Origin of the sequence: Photobacterium aquae, from assembly GCF_001029445.1 — a bacterium.
Lineage (GTDB): Bacteria > Pseudomonadota > Gammaproteobacteria > Enterobacterales > Vibrionaceae > Photobacterium > Photobacterium aquae.
On sequence record NZ_LDOT01000006.1, the window covers coordinates 231175 to 249423 of the forward strand.

Genomic DNA, 18249 nt, shown 5'->3' on the forward strand with positions numbered 1-18249 from the left:
AATTCTCAGAAGCTAACTAGATTTAAACAATAAATGACGAGAAGCAAAGTGAGGCAGTGATGAAGTGTTCTCGGCGTCAATGGCTTAAGGCTCAAGCTGCGACGACAGCGGCAGCCGCTGCAGGGATCTCGATTCCTGTTATTGCCAGCAATGTTGTAACGGATGCAAGTAAGACACAAATAACATGGCAGAAGGCGCCATGCCGTTTTTGTGGTGTAGGGTGCTCGGTCAATGTGGGGGTGAAGGATGACAAGGTTGTCGCGACCCACGGTGATATTAAGTCACCAGTAAACAGGGGGCTTAATTGTGTTAAGGGCTATTTCCTTTCGAAGATCATGTACGGTGATGATCGCCTGACCCAGCCGATGCTGAGGATGAAAGAGGGGAAGTATGACAAAGAAGGTGATTTTACTCCGATAAGTTGGGATCAAGCTTTCGATATTATGGCGGAAAAATGGAAAGCGACCTTGAAGGAAAAAGGGCCGGAAGCTATCGGCATGTTTGGCTCTGGCCAATGGACAATATATGAAGGCTATGCGGCATCGAAGTTAATGAAAGCGGGATTCCGTTCGAACAATATCGAACCTAATGCCCGTCACTGTATGGCTTCGGCGGTGGTGGGGTTTATCCGCACTTTCGGTATTGATGAACCGATGGGGTGTTACGACGATATAGAAGCGGCGGATGCCTTTGTGCTTTGGGGATCCAATATGGCCGAGATGCATCCTATTCTCTGGACGCGCGTGACGGATCGCCGTCTGTCGAATCCAAAGGTTAAGGTTGCCGTGCTATCGACTTACGAGCACCGAAGTTTCGAGCTGGCCGATATCCCGATGATATTTACCCCCCAAACTGATCTTGCCATCCTCAATTACATTGCCAATTACATCATCACTAACGACAGGGTTAATAAAGAGTTTGTTGATAAGCACGTTAACTTTCGGCGTGGAGCGGCTGACATAGGTTATGGTCTGCGGCCGGAAAATGCACTTCAGAAACAGGCCAAGAACCCTGATAGCGGTGATTCTGAGCCCATGACCTTTGACGAATTCAAGCAATTTGTCTCGGAGTATACCGCAGAGAAAGTCGCGAAAATGTCCGGAGTGCCAGAGAGCCGTTTGGTTGAGTTGGCGGAGCTCTATGCTGATCCCAAGACCAAAGTCACCTCGTTTTGGACGATGGGGTTCAACCAGCATACACGCGGTGTATGGTGTAACAACATGGTCTACAACATTCATTTGCTGACCGGGAAAATTTCGACGCCCGGCAATAGCCCGTTTTCATTAACCGGCCAGCCTTCAGCCTGTGGTACGGCGCGTGAGGTGGGGACATTTGCCCACCGTTTGCCGGCCGATTTGTTAGTGGCTAACCCCGAGCATCGTAAGACGGCCGAGAGAATCTGGAATTTACCCGAGGGGGTTGTTCCCGGCAAGGTTGGGGCGCATGCGGTGCTGCAAAGCCGGATGCTCAAGGATGGCAAGATCAATGTGTACTGGATTCAGGTAAACAACAATTTACAGGCTGGTGCCAATATCAATGAAGAAACCTTACCGGGCTATCGTAATCCCGAGAATTTCATTGTGGTATCGGACGCCTACCCGACAGTGACAGCGCAGGCGGCAGATTTGATCCTGCCGGCTGCAATGTGGGTAGAAAAAGAAGGTGGCTTTGGTAATGCCGAGCGCCGGACCCAGCTGTGGCACAAAATGGTGGATGCCCCGGGGGAGGCGAAGTCTGATCTGTGGCAATTGATGGAGTTCTCGAAACGGTTTACCACCGATGAAGTGTGGCCGAAGGCGATCCTTGATGCCAATCCCGATTATAAGGGCAAGACGCTGTTTGATGTGCTCTACCTTAACGGCAACGTGAACAAATTTCCGTTGGAGCAGATTGCGGAAGGACAAAGCAACGATGAATCAACAGATTATGGCTTTTATGTTCAAAAAGGCTTGTTTGAAGAGTACGCCCAGTTTGGCCGAGGGCATGGCCATGATCTCGCACCTTTTGAAATGTACCATCAAACACGAGGCTTGCGCTGGCCAGTTGTGGACGGTAAGGAGACATTGTGGCGTTACCGAGAAGGTTCGGATCCTTATGTAAAGCCGGGCAGTGGCTTTGATTTTTATGGCAAGCCGGATGGGCGGGCTGTGATCTATGCCTTGCCCTATGAGCCCGCCGCCGAAAGCCCTGATGAAGAATATGACTTATGGCTCTCGACTGGGCGGATACTCGAGCACTGGCATTCAGGCTCGATGACCCGACGTGTTCCCGAGTTATTCAAGGCTTTTCCGGATGCGGTGGTGTTTATGCATCCCGAAGACGCCAAAGCAAGAGGGGTTCGTCGTGGCGATGCGGTCAAGGTCGTATCGAGGCGCGGTGAGATAATTACCCGAGTTGAAACACGGGGACGTAATAAACCGCCACAAGGCTTGGTCTTTGTGCCTTGGTTTGATGCCAGCCAGTTGATCAACAAAGTCACGTTAGATGCCACCGATCCGCTCTCGAAGCAGACTGACTTCAAAAAATGTGCGGTGAAAGTGATGAAAGCCTAGGGTAAGGAGCTGACGATGAAACATCTACTCACGCTTGTGCTGGTTTTATTCTTACCCATAGTCGTGGTGACGGCTATTGCGGCGAGCGACACCGTTGTTCCGGGGGATGATTTGGCGACATTGCGTCATTTTGCCCTGAACGGTGAACCTGAGCCGCCAGTAATGAGTAAAACATTAAATACAGATCGGATCCCCAAGCGGAATTATCCGATGCAGCCGCCGGTGATCCCACACAAAATCGATAACTATCAGGTTGACCTAAAGGTTAACAAATGCATGTCGTGCCATGCGCGTAGCCGCGTGGAAGATACGCAGGCGAGAATGATCAGTGTCACTCACTATATGGACAGAGACGGTAACTTCTTAGCCGAACTGTCACCAAGGCGTTATTTCTGCGAGCAATGCCATGTTGTGCAGACAGATGCCAAAGTGCTGGTTGGCTCAACGTTTACCGATCTCAATACGCTGCTCGATGCGAAGTAAGGGGGGAGGCGTATGTGGCAATGGTTGAAAAAATGGTGGAAGGTCATTAGTTCGCCGGCTAAATATTTGAGCCTTGGTTTGTTAACACTGGGGGGATTTATTGCTGGGGTGATCTTCTGGGGGGCGTTCAATACAGGTATGGAGTTTACCAATACGGAAACATTCTGTGTGAGCTGCCATGAAGATAATGTCTATCAGGAAATACAGGGGACGATACATTTTACTAACCGAACCGGGGTAAGAGCGATTTGTTCTGATTGCCATGTTCCTCATAACTGGACGGACAAAATGGCTCGTAAAATGCAGGCATCCAAGGAAGTGTGGGCCTGGCTCACCGGATCTATATCAACACCGGAGAAATTTGAGGCTCGTCGGTTGCACATGGCACAGCGAGAATGGAATAGGATGAAGGTCAATGATTCATTGGAGTGCCGTAATTGTCATGAGTTCAGTTATATGGACTTTACCCAGCAGTCACAGCGGGCTATGACTCAGCACTCAAGCTCACTGGCAGATGGCAGTAAAACGTGTATTGATTGCCATAAGGGGATCGCCCACCAATTGCCGGATATGAAGGGGGTTGAGGGTTTTTAATGTCAATTCGGCGTCAATATGGTTGCAAAGCATAGAAAAATGGCAAAATACGCAGAGTGAAAAAGCGTCAATTTTGTCATTTTTTTATTGTTTTACTGCCAAATATTTTAAATATTCATAAGGTTATTTGAAATTTTACGAAGAAGATAACATATCAGAAATAAAATGTGTTATAAGCGTGAATGTACTGTCTTTTCCATGTATGTAAGCGTATTATCTTGCCTCTTAATTTCTGGTTTTGTACAGCATGAATACTGTACTGCTGGCAACCAACTGACGATATTCCCAACTATGAGCAAATCTATTGCCCCTGAGTTTTCCTGGACCTTTTTTTTACCTCGATACTGGCCGACATGGCTGCTGCTTTTCGTTATGTACGCATTGAGCTGGCTGCCGTATCGAGTGCAGCGCTGGTTGGGGAAGGGGATCGGTCGTTTAGCCATTGGGCTAATGAAAAAACGCCGTTTCACGATAGAGCGTAATCTGGAGCTTTGCTTTCCCGAACTCAGTGAAAGCGAACGCCAAGCGATGATGAAGCGCAATATCGATAACACCGGTTTGGCGCTTTTCGAAACCGGTATGGCTTGGTTTTGGTCTGATGCTCGAGTAAATCGCCATGTGCGTATTGAAGGGTTGGAGCATATTGAGAAACTCGAAAAAGAAGGCAAGGGTGCAGTGTTTATAGCGGTGCACTCGATGAATTTGGAGTTGGGCGCCCGTGCGTTCGGTATTCATAAGTCGGGGACTGGAGTTTATCGTCCGAACAATAACCCATTGTTTGATTATGTTCAGTATTTTGGTCGTTCAAGATCGAACCGCACGCTTATTGACCGCAAAGACGTCAAAGGAATGCTGAATGCGTTGCGAGACGGCCACCGGGTTTGGTATGCGCCAGATCATGATTATGGTTTGCGCCGCTCAACGTTTGCTCCGCTGTTTGCGGTGGATAAGGCTTGTACCACTACCGGTACCAGTTTGCTGGTGGACAGTAGTGGCAGTGAAGTGGCTTCTTTTGTTATGGTTCGTGAATCGGACTCTGGGCAATATGTCATTAAAATCAATCCGCCATTTGAAGACTTCCCTCGTAATGATCCAGAGAATGCGGCTATTTTTGTTAACAAAGTCGTAGAGCAATCCATTATGGAAGCGCCTGATCAATATATGTGGTTACACCGCCGCTTCAAAACTCGGCCTGAAGGTGAACCGTGCCTTTACAGTAAGGCTGAGCCTGAACTCAAGGAGCGAACGGCGTAAACAGCCTATCTGATTGATATTTGAGAAAGCATAGAAACGGCAGCAACTGAAAGGTTGCTGCCGTTTTTTGTGTGGTTTTTAGCCGCTAGCTTAATGCAAGCTGAAAAATTAAACGTCATAAGTTCAGTGTCTTGCATCGATATTTAGGGCGCAATAGAATGCAGTGACATAAAATATAAAATACCGCAAGAGTATTCATCTACGCTATTGGCCAATAAGGCTAAACTAGTATGCGGAATAATAATTATAACGGGATATTGAATCTTATGAGTAAGTTCACTGCACCGACATTTAGCAGGTCACTATTGCACCCAAGATATTGGGGGGCTCTTGCACTGGTAAGCATGATGTATTTGCTTAGTTGGTTGCCATACTTTATACAGTTCCGGCTTGGGCAGGGGCTTGGTCGATTGGCGATGCATTTTATGAAAAAGCGCAAAGCCGTTATCGAGCGAAACCTTGAATTGTGTTTCCCTGACTTGTCACCCGATGAGCGTGCCGAGATGGTGAAAAAGAATATCGACAACACGGGCTTGGCCGTTTTTGAAACGGCGATGGCATGGTTTTGGCCTGATATTCGTGTCCAGCGTCATGTGACAGTTGAGGGCATCGAGCATATCCATAAACTCCAAGTTCAGGGAAAAGGGGTGCTCTTGGTTGCTATCCATTCGATGAACCTCGAACTTGGCGCTCGTGCTTTCGGTATGCGCACTCCGGGGGTGGGGGTCTATCGCCCGAATACCAATCCATGCTACGACTATTTCCAGTTTAAGGGACGGGTGCGCTCCAACAAATACATGGTGGACCGTAAAGACGTTAAAGGCATGCTTCACGCCTTGCGTCATGGTGAATTGCTGTGGTACGCACCTGATCACGATTATGGCTTGCGCCGTTCATCATTTGCGCCTCTGTTTGCCGTCGAAAAAGCCTGCACGACAACGGGAACGAGTTTGCTGGTGGATGCGTCTGATTGCGCAGTGGTGCCGTTTGCCATGGTTCGCCAGTCTGACTCTGGGAAATACACCTTGAAGGTCTATCCGCCGCTAGATGCGTTTCCGCATCATGATCCCGACGCGGCGGCAGCTTATGTCAACAAGGCTATCGAGCGTTCTATTATGGAGGCTCCCGAGCAGTACATGTGGCTGCATCGACGCTTTAAAACCCGCCCGGAAGGCGAAGCGTCACTGTACGATTAATCTTGTGCTTAAAAGCAAAGCGCTCCAAAGTATTTTCTTTGGGGCGTTTTGCTATTTACCGATCACGGGTTGGCATTGCTGATCAACATTCCTTGCTGGTAATCCTCAATAGCCTGCTCAATTTCTTCCATACTGTTCATCACAAACGGCCCGTAATGCACTACAGGTTCATTGATTGGGATCCCCGAGAGCAATAGCACACCGCAGTCCTTGGCGCTTGTGATGGCTAGCCCCTCACCGTGTTCGAGTAATGCTAGCTGCCCGGTTTTCACCGCTTGTCCTTCCACGTCAATTGTCCCTTTGTAGACATAGAGCATCGCTTGGAAGTCGGGGTTGAGACAACTGGTAAATTTCGCCCCTTTGACACCATGCCAGTCTGCGATTGTGGTAGGCACGCCCGTTTGCTGCAATGGCCCTTTAATTGTATCGCCTTGAATGGTGAGATCGCCTGAAATTAACCGAACCAAGCCGTTTTGGCCTAATGTCTTTTCAGTAATCATCTCTGGCTGAAAATCCGTGTATTGGGCAGGCTGCATTTTCTTGGCCGCAGGCAAATTGATCCAGATCTGGAAGCCGTGTAGCGAGCTGTCTGTCATCATCGGCATTTCACTGTGGATGACACCTTTTCCCGCAGACATCCATTGCGCGCCGCCATCTCGTAATTCCCCGATGTTTCCCATATGGTCTTTATGTTGGAAATGGCCATTGAGCATATATGTAAGTGTTTCGATACCGCGATGAGGGTGGGGCGGAAACCCGCCGATATAGTCATCAGGGTTGATGGATTTCAGTTCATCGATCATTAAGAACGGTGAAAAGCTGGGGTTATTAAAGCCATGTACGCGTTGGATTTTTACGCCATCGCCATCAGATGATGGATGGGATTGAATGATTTGTTTGATACGCCGGATCGCCATCGTTGCCTCCAAAATAGGGTCTTTTCTGTAGTGTAGAAAGCAACGTGCGATGCAAACAGGGGGCAAAAACGAACAGCTTGTTTGAAAAAGTTGAACAACCATCAAGTAGGAGATGGTGAGGTGGTTGAAAGTATGAAGGCCGATAAATCAAAGTCCTTTACGCGCAAACGCAATATTTCCTTTGCTCGAGATATTGTTTTGTGGATCAGGGTGTTGCCATTGGCATCCTCGCCGTGGATACTGAAGGAATGTTTGGCTAAATCAATGCCATAGATAGAAAGTGACATGGCGGCCTCCGAACGTTTTCTTACTCAGACTCACCAAGTGTGGCAGAGTCTGGATGAGGGGGAGTCCATGTCATTCGTTAGCTTTTCAAGAGAGTAAATAATATGGAAACAGCAGAAGTATCTAAGAGTTTTTGGGGTGATAAACTATATCAACAGAGAGCAAGAAAAGCCCTTCCACTCATTGTAAGACAAGCATTAATTGGAGAGACAATATTTTATTCTGATCTTGCCGATGAGCTAGAAATGCCTAACGCAAGGAACCTTAATTATGTATTAGGTTGCATTGGAACAACTCTAATTGAGCTTTCAAAACAAGTGGATGAGAAGATTCCACCAATTCAATGCTTAGTCGTAAATAAAGCAACAGAACTTCCGGGTGAAGGTTTTGGTTGGTTTCTCTCCGAGAAAGACTTCAAGAAATTAAGTAATAAGCAGAAAAAAGTTGTTATTGATAGCCAGCTTGCAAATATTTTTTCTTACTCTAATTGGTTGTGGGTTTTAGATGAGCTTGGAATTGAGTATCCAGACTTCCCGAAACTACCTAAATTTACAAAAAGGCAAAGAGGTGGTGGCGAAGGTCAGCAACATAAAGAGCTAAAAGAGTATATTGCCAATAACCCAGCAGCTATCGGTTTGTCTGATAGTTGGCCCAAAGGAGAAATAGAGTTTGGTTTACCGTCTGGAGATTCTGTTGATGTAATGTTCTCTTATCGACAACAAATGGTTGCTGTGGAAGTAAAGTCAAGAATTTCAGACTCAGCAGATATAAACCGTGGTTTGTTCCAGTGTGTTAAATATCAGGCAGTAACAGAAGCGATGCTTGGTACGCAGGGTAAGCCGCAAAATGTTCAAACTTTATTGGCTTTGGAATCCAGTTTTCCTAAGGAATTGACCCCAATAAAAAACATGTTGGGTGTCAGAGTTATATCTAGTGTTGGTGGTAAGAAAAGCTAACAAGGTCATCAAAACGACCCTCAATGCTTGGTATTCTAGGTATGAACTGGCTTTGGTGTTTATGGTAGTTAATTAAATATTGTCGTAATGCGTTGCTGGCGTTTTATGGCAAGTCGTTAGGTTTGGAGAAAATGGTGTATTTGAGAATTATTTCAGCTATTTTGATTATCGGTTCTGCACTTTATTGGATAAAAAATCCTGAGAGTAATGTAGAACCAATAATTGTTATCATAGGCTCTGTCGTGGGTTTAATCTTTAGCTTTAAAGACCTAATCTCTAAAAAAATCTTCCGCAAAATGATGTGCAAGAAATTGAACCGATTACAGTCAAGCTGATAGGAGAAAACGTCCGCTGTTATGACGAATGGGTTGACTACGGCATTCAAATCAACTTTCAAATATATTTCCATGAACCCGTCCTACTGAAGCGAGTATTTCTCGATTATAAAGAGCGCTATGGCTTAGGTGAAAAGTGGACAGATAGAGCACATCTTCATTGCACTCAGCTCGTAGAAGACGACTTACTTTCTAACGATCTTAATACTTCGATAAATATTCTTGAGTCACATAATAGTTTGCCAGAACTTCCTCTGCGGTTTGATGAAAAATCAATGCTACAAGCAACGTTTGGTGGCTATGTTTCTGGAGAGAGGCTACCTGATGGTTGGGAGGGGATAACATTAGATAACTGGACGATAGTTGTTGAATACAACGAGGATGATAGGGTCGAAGTGCCAGTTGTTTTAAAACCGCATAACAGCTCAGAAAAGCGTGCAACCCAATGGGAATTTGTTGGCTTTGTGGGAAATGCCTAACCCCCCTTGGCTACGTAGCAGCCAATATAATCGAACAACAAAGTTGTCTACTTCGTTCTGTCGATTATTGTCGGTTACGACAAATACATATTGAATGTCTCTTACTGCGGTCTCGCCGCTGCCTGCTAGTTTTATTCAGGGCCAGACTGGGTGCCCCCTAGTCATACATCGGGTAACCCGAGCTGGCTTCCATTCTGACAATGGCAGATGGCAAGTTGGCAAAGAATGTGAGTACCTTTGCTCGAGATATTGTTTTGTGAATCAGGGTGTTGCCATTGGCGTCTTCGCCGTGGATACTGAATGAATGTTTGGCTAAATCAATGCCATAGATTGAAAGTGACATGGTGGCCTCCGAACGTTTTCTTACTCAGGATCACCAAGAGTGGAAACTGGATGAGGGAGAGTCCATGTCATTCGTTACATGCCTAAGGAAATATTATGACTTGGAGTTTTGACCAAGATAAAAACGTAGCAGCATTGATAACGAAGCAAGTAGTAGATCAAGGATTCCCCATTTTACATGTGATTCATTATTCGGATGATCACTCTTGGGCTTTCATGTGTGGTACTACTAGTAATCCTTCAGATACGCTTGTTGTAAGTATGGAACAAGCTGTTTCCTTTGATACTTCTCTTTACGAGATAGCTACTATGCCTCCAGGTTGTATAGCTAGTCGAAATAGCGTAGAAGAAGACTGGTTGTGCGAAAGAGTAGACGGCATTTAACAATCGCTTCAACCTGACTGCCAACCTGTGGCATTTTGAGCTCACTTTGACTTTGGTGATTACGGTGGTCTGTTGGTGTCTTGCGTAGTTGGCAGCAAGTTAATCGAGCGGTATGCGATTTGTGGACAATACGTATATCTTGGGGCTAGAATGCTCGCTCGCGGCTGCACATGAATTTCAGTCAACTTTAGAGAAAATCCGATGATTGTAGAAAATGTGCTTCCTGAAAATTACGCAGAAATGCTTAATGTTTGGGAAAATTCAGTCCGAGCAACTCATGACTTCATAACAGAAGAAGATATTGAGTTTTTTAAACCCATTATCATTGAGCAGGCTTTTCCTGCTGTCACGTTAAGATGTGTAAAAAATGAAAGTGGTTCAATTTTAGGTTTCGTGGGTATTCACGACTCAAAAGTTGAAATGCTGTTCATCTTAAGCGAGGCAAGAGGGCAGGGTGTTGGTAAGATGCTACTGCAATACGCAATAAAGCAGTTAGGTGCAACCAAAGTCGATGTTAACGAACAAAATCCACAAGCAGTAGGTTTCTACGAGCATATGGGTTTTAAAGTTTTTGCTCGCTCACCTCTTGATGATATGGGAAAACCTTTTCCAATTCTGCATATGACACTTTAAAGCTCGGTTTGTCGTAACCAGTTTGCTAGAAGAAACGCCCAAAGCTAATAACTTTGGGCGTTTCCGTTTGTTACGCAAAACAAATAATCAAGACATATATGTCATGGTTATGCCTTGTTTGTCATTTTGTTTGCGTGGTTGTCGTTACAATAATGATTGTTTCGCTGAATGTGGGATAATTAAAACAAATCATACTGAGTGTAAAGTTATGGATAAGAACAACATGTTTCCCATTAAAGGTTTTAAAAACACTGTCTTATTGAAGCCACTTGTTGCTGAAAGCGACGTTATCAATGTACATGTCGGAGAGTATAGCTATTACAGTGATTTTGAAGACCCGACAAGTTTTTTAACGAAGAATGTTTTGTACAACTTTGGTATTTCAGGTAACTCACTTTATATCGGAAAATTTTGTGCATTTGCTAACGGCGTTCAGTTCATAATGCCTGACGCTAATCATGCCACTTCGGGTATTACTACCTATCCATTTGCTGTTTTTGGTGGTAAATGGGCAGAAGCTTTGCCGCTGTCAGACTACCCATTTAAAAAGTACAAAGATACTGTTATAGGAAATGATGTTTGGTTAGGTTATGACGTTACTGTTATGCCCGGAGTGTCCATCGGCCATGGTTCAATTATTGGTTCTAAATCAGTAGTATCAACAGATATCCCACCATTTAGCATAGCGGTTGGCAATCCTGCAAAGGTAGTTAAGACTAGGTTTAATGATGTTGACCAAGAAATACTACTGAGGCTTGCATGGTGGGATTGGGATGTTGAAACGATTGAACAAGCAATGCCAATTTTGGTAAAAGGTGACATACCTAGTTTGCTGGAATTTGCTATCCAAAATGGATTGGCAGAATAGGTGCTAAGTATCATGAAATCGTGAATGTTGTACGTCGTGGCATTAAAAGCCATCTACCGATTCGATGAAATTTCAGCTGTGCGTTTCAATATACTAATGGGTGTGTTGTTTGTGGTGGTAGATACAATTCGTCGATTTGAACCTACCAAATAATTTTCAGTCCATTCGGGTAATAAAGGTTTGCTCGTCATCGACAAAAGCCACAAAACCGCCGTGATAGATAAATACCCGACCACGCCCCTCAACTAGACAGGCAAGCTGTGGGTTCAAATCTTCTTCATTATCCTGGCTTTGAAAAGTACCGGTATCGGTGATTACGCCGCTGAGCGTAGGTAAATACCCATAAGTGCGCTTGGCTTGGTCAATTAGGCTCAATTCGCTGGCGGTAGAGAAACAAGAGGGAATCGCACCCGCATCTTCGATAAATAGCGTTTTCAGTTCTTCAAAAGCTGTAATCACCAGCCAGTCGATGCCGTTAACATGATGGATAAACATAGAGTTTCTCAGTAATTCTGGTGCGGAGATTTTATCACTATCAGGGGGCAACGTAGTAGGGATTTAGTTGATAAAGGCGGTAATTCCGTGCTACTTCCGACCATTCACTAGGCTACTTGAAACTCGCTTCTGTCCAGCGAGATGTTATCGATAAAGAGAAGAGTGCCCAAAGTGACTGACCTTTGGGCGTTTCTGCATTTTAGGCGTCGGCTGAATTTTCATGAATAACGCGGATCAACTTCGCGGGAGTGCCACCGTAAAGAGAGTCGGGCGGCACATCGGCATTGACCACTGAGTTAGCCGCAATTACCGACCGCGCGCCGATAGTTACGCCTTGATTGATAACAACATTGCCGCCAATCCACACATCATCTTCGATGGTTATCGGTGCACAGCTGGTTTCCCAGTTGCGACGTCTGCGATAGTCAAGAGGGTGGCTGGCGCAGTAGAATTGGGTGTTTGGCCCGATTAACACATTGTTTCCGATAGTGATTTTCGCGCCATCCAACATCGTGACATTCATGTTGATGAAGGTTTTGTCGCCTATAAAAATAGTCTTACCGAATTCACAGTAGAACGGGGAGCGGATAATGCTAGAAGCGGAAATGTTGCCCATTAATTGTTCGAGTAGTTCGCCCCGTTTAGATTCATCAATGGTTTGATTAATAGTCATCAACAGGTTGGCTGCGTTGTCGCGAATGTGGTTGATGCCTTGATCTCCGCCATCGAAGTCTTCGCCTGCGAGCATCTTTTCGAATTCGGTCATTTTTTCTAATTTGTCCGTTATTGAGAATGCATCAGCATAATATTATTCGGCCTGATATTCATCAGTTGATTGAAACCTCTGCTTACTCTGGTACGCATGGCTTTGATCATTTAGGCGGTTTGCCTCAAGCGCTGCCATGCGGCACACAGTTGGCGGAACCGGTCATTGTCGCCATTGGGGCGGTCAGGATGCCAGCGCAGGGCCAAGCGGCGCCATTGGCGGCGTATGGTCTCTGATGATGCATCGGGCTCTAGGTCGAGCGAGGCCAGATCGGCATTGCGCGCGTCGACAGAGTAACAGCCCGTTATGTTGCCTGAGCCATCAATATGGTGCTGGTAACGTTGCCAGAAGTGATCCAGTAGCTTATCTATCTCATGGTTATCGGTGTTGTAATGCGTCCAGTTGAGATAATAATCGGCGAGTGGGTCGTCGATAGCCGGTAATGGGCCATCTGCGGTGGAGGAGAGCTCAATCTGCATGGATGAAATAGAGAGCCACTGTTGGGGAAGCAATAGTTCCCTAAGCTGAAATAGGGCATTCATGATCAAGAAGTTGGCTTTGAATAGGTCTTGCAGCGGATCGTCGTCAAGGGAACCGAGAAGATCTTTTTCGCGCAATGCGGTAGCCAGAGTATGGATTTTCCACCCCTGTGGTTGCTGCTGTAACAGGCTCATAAGAGGCCAGGTGAGCGGATTGTCTGTTTGATGGGGCTGAGTCATAGGAAGTGGCAGTAAGCGATAAGAGAGAGGCAGACTAACAAAAAGAAAAAAGGCCATCAAATGATGGCCTTATTAATCAGTACTTTTGTTCAGTCTCTACACAATGACTTATTGTGCCAGTGAGTAGAAGATTGCTGAAATAGAAATCAGACCGATAATCACAACAAATACGTTGCTGATTGCACCAGAGTACTGGCGCATAGACGGTACTTTCTTGATTGCGTACATTGGCATGATGAATAGCAGCATGGCGATAACTGGGCCGCCTAGGCTTTCGATCATACCCAAGATGCTTGGGTTGATAGTGGCAACAGCCCAAGTTGTCAGTAGCATGAATACAGCGGTGATAGTGTTCAGCGTTTTAGAGCTAACTTCTTTACCGTTGCTGCGAGCAACTTTCAGCATCAAACCATTTAGACCTTCACTTGCGCCAAGGTAGTGGCCAAGGAATGACTTGGTGATAGCAATGATAGCAACGATAGGCGCTGCATAAGCAATCATAGGTGTCTGGAAGTGGTTAGACAGGTAAGTCAGGATAGATACGTTCTGTGCTTTGGCTTCTGCAAGGTTAGCAGGAGACAGGCTCAGCACACAGCTGAACACGAAGAACATAACAGTTACGACCATCATTACGTGGCTGCGAGCCAGAATGCGTGAACACTGTTTTTCTGCATCCGCACCGTACTCTTTTTGCTTGGCAACAGCAAAAGAAGAGATCACTGGTGAGTGGTTGAATGAGAAAACCATAACAGGAAGGATTAGCCAAACTGCCATGAAAATGGTAGTTACACCGCCATCAGCTGGGATGATGTTGTCGAAGATAGCACCGTTCCAGTAAGGAACTAGGTATAGTGCTAGCATAACCAAAACCGCAACAAACGGGAAAACCAGCACGCTCATTGCTTTTACGATTAGCTGCTCACCTAGACGAACAATCGCCATTAGGCCAACAATTAGCATCAGCGCCAACCAGATACGGGCTGGTGGTTCGATACCTAGTTGGTATTGCATGAAGCTTTCTACAGTGTTGGTCAGTGCAACGCTGTATACCAGCAAAATTGGGTAAATCGCAAAAAAGTAAAGCAAAGTGATGACTTTACCCATGCCGGCACCAAAGTGTTCTTCAACAACTTCAGTAATGTCAGCGCCCGGGTTGGAGCTAGATAGCACGAAACGAGTCATACCACGGTGTGCGAAGTATGTCATTGGCAGTGCTAGAATCGCCATAACGAGTAGTGGGATCAAACCACCCACACCAGCGTTGATTGGCAGGAATAGCGTACCGGCACCTACAGCCGTACCGTATAGGCCAAGAACCCATACTGTATCGCTTTTACTCCAGCCAAGTTTGGCTTTTGATGTTGTTTGTGATTGAACAGTATTGTTTTTCACAGTGTCCATTATGGACATCTCCTTTTAAGGTATGTGTATATATAGCCCTCAAAGGGTTCTCGCTGTGTTTCTTCCTTGCTTTGCCGCTAGTTTGCAATAGACGACAAAGGAATATGAGCAGAAAGCTGAACCGGCTTCAGCCAGTCAGATGGAACGGTAAGAAGCAATATGAGAGGGAATGATCTGGAAAATCATTCATGACGTCCTAATTCGATTGGTGCTCTATCCATGCAGTTCAAAGCTACTTATTATTTTCCTGCCCGATATCTCTAAATATTTAACCTTTAAATCTACAAATGGAACCCTAGATAGGACGGCGGCAAGTATAGGGGATTATCCGTACTTCAACTATGGAATTTATCTCTTGGCTGGTCTGTTTGCGCAAATAACATGCATATGTGTTGAACCCTAATCATTAGTGCTAACGGCAAATATAATCAAAAATAACGGTTTGTTAAGCACTTCGCGGGATTGTGAAGATTTAACTAAAAATGCGCCAAAAAACAAGTTGGTCGGAAAAAGGGCTTAAAGCGGGGATAAAGATAAGAAAACGGGAGGCGAATGCCTCCCGTTAGATTGAGATCGTGTCACTCTGCGGTTAGTCGCGGAAGTTTTCGAACTGGAATGGCTGGCCCATATCTGCTTCGCGTAGCAGAGCCATAACCGCTTGCAGGTCGTCGCGCTTCTTGCCTGTTGCACGCACTTTGTCGCCTTGGATGGCTGCCTGAACTTTGATTTTGCTGTCTTTGATTAGCTTAACCACTTTCTTGGCGGTCAGGCTGTCGATACCTTGCTTGAACTGAACTTCCTGGTAGAACGTCTTGCCTGAGTGAACAATGTCTTTAAGTTCCATTGCTCGGGCATCAACACCACGCTTGGAGAGGTTGTTGCGCAAGATATCCATCATCTGGTTGATTTGGAAGTCTGACTCGGCACTCACTTTAACGAGTTCTTTGTTGATGCTGAATTCGGCATCAACATTACGGAAATCAAAACGGGTTGCCAGTTCGCGGTTGGAGTTATCAACGGCGTTTTTTAGTTCGACGGTATTTACTTCAGAAACAATGTCAAAAGATGGCATTGGAAAATCCTAGTTCGTTAGAGAAAAGCCCAGTCATTAGCCACTGGGCAAATAGTCATTATTGATTATTGGCGCGTTTTACCGCGCTGGCTAGCATATCCAGCATGGTGACGGTATCTGCCCAGTGGATACAAGGGTCTGTAATAGACTGGCCATAGGTTAGCTGGTCAAGCTGGGTTGGATCAACTGCCTGATTGCCTTCTTCGATGAAGCTCTCGGCCATGATGCCGGCAATATAGCGGCTGCCGCTTTCAAGCTGCTGGCAGATATCGGCAGCAACGTCCAACTGGCGCTTGTGCTGTTTCTGGCAGTTACCGTGGCTAAAGTCGACGATCAGTCGTTCAGGCAAGCCAAACTCGCCGATAGTCGTACAGGCTGTTTCAACATCACTGGCATGGTAGTTCGGCATCTTGCCGCCGCGTAGGATAACGTGCCCATAAGGGTTGCCGGATGTACGGTAGATAGTCATCTCACCATTTTTAGACGGCGAGCAAAAGATATGTGGTTCGCGTGTTGCCCGAATTGCATCAACGGCGATTTTGATATTGCCGTCTGTGCCGTTTTTGAACCCGACAGGGCAGGAAAGTGCCGAAGCCATTTCACGGTGGATTTGAGATTCGGTGGTGCGTGCGCCAATAGCGCCCCATGAAATAAGGTCGGCGATGTACTGACCGGTGATCATATCCAGAAATTCGGTAGCAGTGGGCATGCCAAGTTGGTTGATATCCACCAATAGCTTACGGGCAGTATGCAGGCCTTTGACCAGATCTAGGCTGCCGTCGAGGTTAGGGTCGGAAACCAGCCCTTTCCAGCCAACTACCGTACGTGGCTTTTCGAAATAGGTACGCATGACGATAAAAAGCTCGTCATTGTATTTCTTTTGCATATCAAGCAGGCGCTTGGCGTAATCTAGGGCGGCGTCTGGATCGTGCACCGAACAAGGGCCAACGATCACCAGAAGACGCGAGTCATTCCCGGTTAAAATCGCTTCAACTTGGCGACGGGCGCTGGCAATATGCTGCGCTATTTCATCGGTTGTAGGGTAAGCGGCTTCAACCTCTGCAGGCGTTGGCATTGGGCCAAGGCTGACCGTGCGGAGTTCATCTGTTTTCATTGGCATATTCGTTGCCTATCTCGGTGTTACAAAATTAATGACGCGTAAAGATAGCCCAATTGTCGGCAGGAATAAACCAAACTTGTGATTTAGCTTAATTTTTTATTTGGTTTTATGCAGCCAACACACTGATTTTAGCAAGCAAGTTCATGATTCGATGCTTTTTTAGACGTTTAATGAGTGGTTGCATGCATTTTCTTGCGATATAGATGCAAAACAAATGCATAAGCATTGTTTTGTCTCCGAGGCAACTTGCACCAAATGCTATGTCTAGGTATGTTGAGGTTGCCGCTGTTTTGCATGAATCTCCTGTCGGATTGCAATACAGCAAACATGGAAGTGTTACAGCTCGTGCGCAAGGATCATTGCCCGTATTGCGATTGTTGGTGAGCATATGCGGTGATTGGCGCGGCAATGCCCCCTTGCCAGATATAACCTCTTCCTGATTAGCCCTGTCCTTAAGCCTGCCTTTGTGCAGCCTTTACTGAAGTAGTAGCGGTGCGTTATGACAAACAGTGTTCAGTCAGATATACAGTTAAAAAAAGTAGTGTGTTCAACAGTGCAACTGGGGAAGGAAAACTATCCGGTAGGAATGCTCTCGCTGGATGGATTGGTTCAAGAGGTGGGTATGCATCCTTATGCGATAGCATATCCCGAACAATTGCCTGGTTCTACCCAGCAACAGCTATTGGCGCAAACCGAGAATAGCCCTGCGGAGTTTTGGGTAGAGGCAATAGCCCAGAAAATTATCCGCACGGCAGAGCAGTATGGTGAAGAACCGTTGCTGGTCTGTCTGAGCGGCGCAGACTCCCACCAGCGCAAGGGATTGCTGGGAGCCGAAATGGAAGAGTTAGAGATTAACCCGCTGATTGGTCTGCGTGGTGTTTCTCGCTTTGCTGAACAAAGTCGACGTAAGGCCTTTGAACTGGAATGCGAAGCGGTTAAACGAGCCCAATCCAAGCTGGGGAGTACCGGTATAGAGTTGGTGCTACCTTTTGTTCGTACCTTTAGCGAAGCGGCGACAGTCTGTGATTTATTGGCAGAGCAAGGATTAGCACGCGGAGTGGGCGGGTTGAAAATACATTTGTGTGCCCAGCTACCAGCCAATGCGTTGCTGGCGGAAACGTTCTTGCAATATTTTGATGGTGTAGTGGTTGATATTGACCAATTGGCCCAGTTTGCGCTGGGGCTTGATGAATCACATCCCAAGCTCGACTATTTATATGATGATCGCAATGAGGCCATTTTACTTTTGGTTAGGCAGTTACTATTGGCGACTCACGCTGTAAATAAACCGTGTTCCATTGTAAGTCGCCATATCACAACATCGGCACATTTGCAGTCATGGCTGAAAGATCATGGTGTTTCATCGGTAATGACACCTTAGTGATGTTTGGGCAGCTG

20 protein-coding genes are annotated in these 18249 nt (G+C 46.1%); 11 read left to right on the forward strand and 9 right to left on the reverse strand.

The window, feature by feature from the left end; all coding sequences use genetic code 11:
• The first annotated feature begins 59 nt into the window (after positions 1-59).
• From napA to lpxL, 5 genes are all read left to right on the forward strand, one after another.
• Entirely contained in the window at positions 60-2552 is a 2493-nt protein-coding gene (gene napA, locus ABT56_RS06505; RefSeq protein ID WP_047878041.1) for a nitrate reductase catalytic subunit NapA, read from the forward strand.
• A 15-nt stretch (positions 2553-2567) separates the two neighbouring features.
• Positions 2568-3035: a nitrate reductase cytochrome c-type subunit gene (locus ABT56_RS06510; protein WP_047878042.1), complete on the forward strand. Its 468-nt coding sequence runs from the start codon at positions 2568-2570 to the stop codon at positions 3033-3035.
• Positions 3036-3047: 12 nt separating this feature from the next.
• Entirely contained in the window at positions 3048-3629 is a 582-nt protein-coding gene (locus tag ABT56_RS06515; protein ID WP_047878043.1) for a NapC/NirT family cytochrome c, read from the forward strand.
• A 291-nt stretch (positions 3630-3920) separates the two neighbouring features.
• Positions 3921-4883 (forward strand): LpxL/LpxP family Kdo(2)-lipid IV(A) lauroyl/palmitoleoyl acyltransferase, encoded by a 963-nt coding sequence (locus ABT56_RS06520; RefSeq protein ID WP_047878044.1) that lies wholly within the window; start codon positions 3921-3923, stop codon positions 4881-4883.
• Positions 4884-5149: 266 nt separating this feature from the next.
• Positions 5150-6079: an LpxL/LpxP family Kdo(2)-lipid IV(A) lauroyl/palmitoleoyl acyltransferase gene (lpxL, locus tag ABT56_RS06525; RefSeq protein ID WP_047878045.1), complete on the forward strand. Its 930-nt coding sequence runs from the start codon at positions 5150-5152 to the stop codon at positions 6077-6079.
• A 62-nt stretch (positions 6080-6141) separates the two neighbouring features.
• Here lpxL and ABT56_RS06530 read toward each other — a convergent pair whose 3' ends face one another.
• Both ABT56_RS06530 and ABT56_RS24405 read right to left on the reverse strand, forming a co-directional pair.
• Positions 6142-6996: a pirin family protein gene (locus ABT56_RS06530; RefSeq protein ID WP_047878046.1), complete on the reverse strand. Its 855-nt coding sequence runs from the start codon at positions 6994-6996 to the stop codon at positions 6142-6144.
• A gap of 101 nt (positions 6997-7097) precedes the next feature.
• On the reverse strand, positions 7098-7283 hold the full coding sequence (locus ABT56_RS24405; RefSeq protein ID WP_084722175.1) for a hypothetical protein: 186 nt from the start codon (positions 7281-7283) through the stop codon (positions 7098-7100).
• A 102-nt stretch (positions 7284-7385) separates the two neighbouring features.
• On the opposite strand from ABT56_RS24405, the gene ABT56_RS06535 reads away from it, so the two are divergent.
• Together ABT56_RS06535 and ABT56_RS06540 are read left to right on the forward strand one after the other, a co-directional pair.
• Positions 7386-8237, forward strand: coding sequence for a hypothetical protein (locus ABT56_RS06535; protein WP_047878047.1), 852 nt, complete (start codon positions 7386-7388; stop codon positions 8235-8237).
• A gap of 301 nt (positions 8238-8538) precedes the next feature.
• A complete protein-coding gene (locus ABT56_RS06540) occupies positions 8539-9051 on the forward strand; it encodes a hypothetical protein (RefSeq protein ID WP_047878048.1) in 513 nt (170 codons plus the stop codon).
• A gap of 157 nt (positions 9052-9208) precedes the next feature.
• Here ABT56_RS06540 and ABT56_RS06545 read toward each other — a convergent pair whose 3' ends face one another.
• Positions 9209-9394: a hypothetical protein gene (locus ABT56_RS06545; protein ID WP_053062396.1), complete on the reverse strand. Its 186-nt coding sequence runs from the start codon at positions 9392-9394 to the stop codon at positions 9209-9211.
• A gap of 95 nt (positions 9395-9489) precedes the next feature.
• On the opposite strand from ABT56_RS06545, the gene ABT56_RS06550 reads away from it, so the two are divergent.
• The 3 genes from ABT56_RS06550 to ABT56_RS06560 all read left to right on the forward strand — a co-directional run bounded on the left by ABT56_RS06550 (position 9490) and on the right by ABT56_RS06560 (position 11278).
• Positions 9490-9777 carry a hypothetical protein gene (locus ABT56_RS06550; RefSeq protein ID WP_047878049.1) on the forward strand — a complete coding sequence of 96 codons (288 nt, stop codon included), beginning with the start codon at positions 9490-9492 and terminating at the stop codon, positions 9775-9777.
• Between the two features lie 201 nt (positions 9778-9978).
• Positions 9979-10410: a GNAT family N-acetyltransferase gene (locus ABT56_RS06555; RefSeq protein ID WP_047878050.1), complete on the forward strand. Its 432-nt coding sequence runs from the start codon at positions 9979-9981 to the stop codon at positions 10408-10410.
• Positions 10411-10618: 208 nt separating this feature from the next.
• Positions 10619-11278 (forward strand): CatB-related O-acetyltransferase, encoded by a 660-nt coding sequence (locus ABT56_RS06560; RefSeq protein WP_053062397.1) that lies wholly within the window; start codon positions 10619-10621, stop codon positions 11276-11278.
• Positions 11279-11434: 156 nt separating this feature from the next.
• On the opposite strand, the gene ABT56_RS06565 is transcribed toward ABT56_RS06560, so the two are convergent.
• The 6 genes from ABT56_RS06565 to ABT56_RS06590 all read right to left on the reverse strand — a co-directional run bounded on the left by ABT56_RS06565 (position 11435) and on the right by ABT56_RS06590 (position 16851).
• The gene (locus tag ABT56_RS06565; protein WP_047878051.1) at positions 11435-11773 is read right to left on the reverse strand and encodes a hypothetical protein; all 339 of its coding nucleotides are present in this window, start codon (positions 11771-11773) and stop codon (positions 11435-11437) included.
• 199 nt (positions 11774-11972) lie between these two features.
• Complete coding sequence (locus tag ABT56_RS06570; protein WP_047878052.1) at positions 11973-12539, reverse strand: sugar O-acetyltransferase; 567 nt, start codon at positions 12537-12539, stop codon at positions 11973-11975.
• A 110-nt stretch (positions 12540-12649) separates the two neighbouring features.
• Complete coding sequence (locus ABT56_RS06575) at positions 12650-13258, reverse strand: DNA-J related domain-containing protein (RefSeq protein WP_047878053.1); 609 nt, start codon at positions 13256-13258, stop codon at positions 12650-12652.
• Between the two features lie 108 nt (positions 13259-13366).
• On the reverse strand, positions 13367-14659 hold the full coding sequence (locus tag ABT56_RS06580) for a serine/threonine transporter (protein ID WP_047878054.1): 1293 nt from the start codon (positions 14657-14659) through the stop codon (positions 13367-13369).
• A 589-nt stretch (positions 14660-15248) separates the two neighbouring features.
• Positions 15249-15731, reverse strand: a complete 483-nt coding sequence (locus tag ABT56_RS06585) for a YajQ family cyclic di-GMP-binding protein (protein ID WP_047878055.1) — start codon at positions 15729-15731, stop codon at positions 15249-15251.
• A gap of 58 nt (positions 15732-15789) precedes the next feature.
• Positions 15790-16851 (reverse strand): 3-deoxy-7-phosphoheptulonate synthase, encoded by a 1062-nt coding sequence (locus ABT56_RS06590; protein WP_047878056.1) that lies wholly within the window; start codon positions 16849-16851, stop codon positions 15790-15792.
• 553 nt (positions 16852-17404) lie between these two features.
• Here ABT56_RS06590 and ABT56_RS06595 point away from each other — a divergent pair.
• On the forward strand, positions 17405-18232 hold the full coding sequence (locus tag ABT56_RS06595) for a putative PEP-binding protein (RefSeq protein WP_240478266.1): 828 nt from the start codon (positions 17405-17407) through the stop codon (positions 18230-18232).
• Positions 18233-18249: the final 17 nt, after the last annotated feature.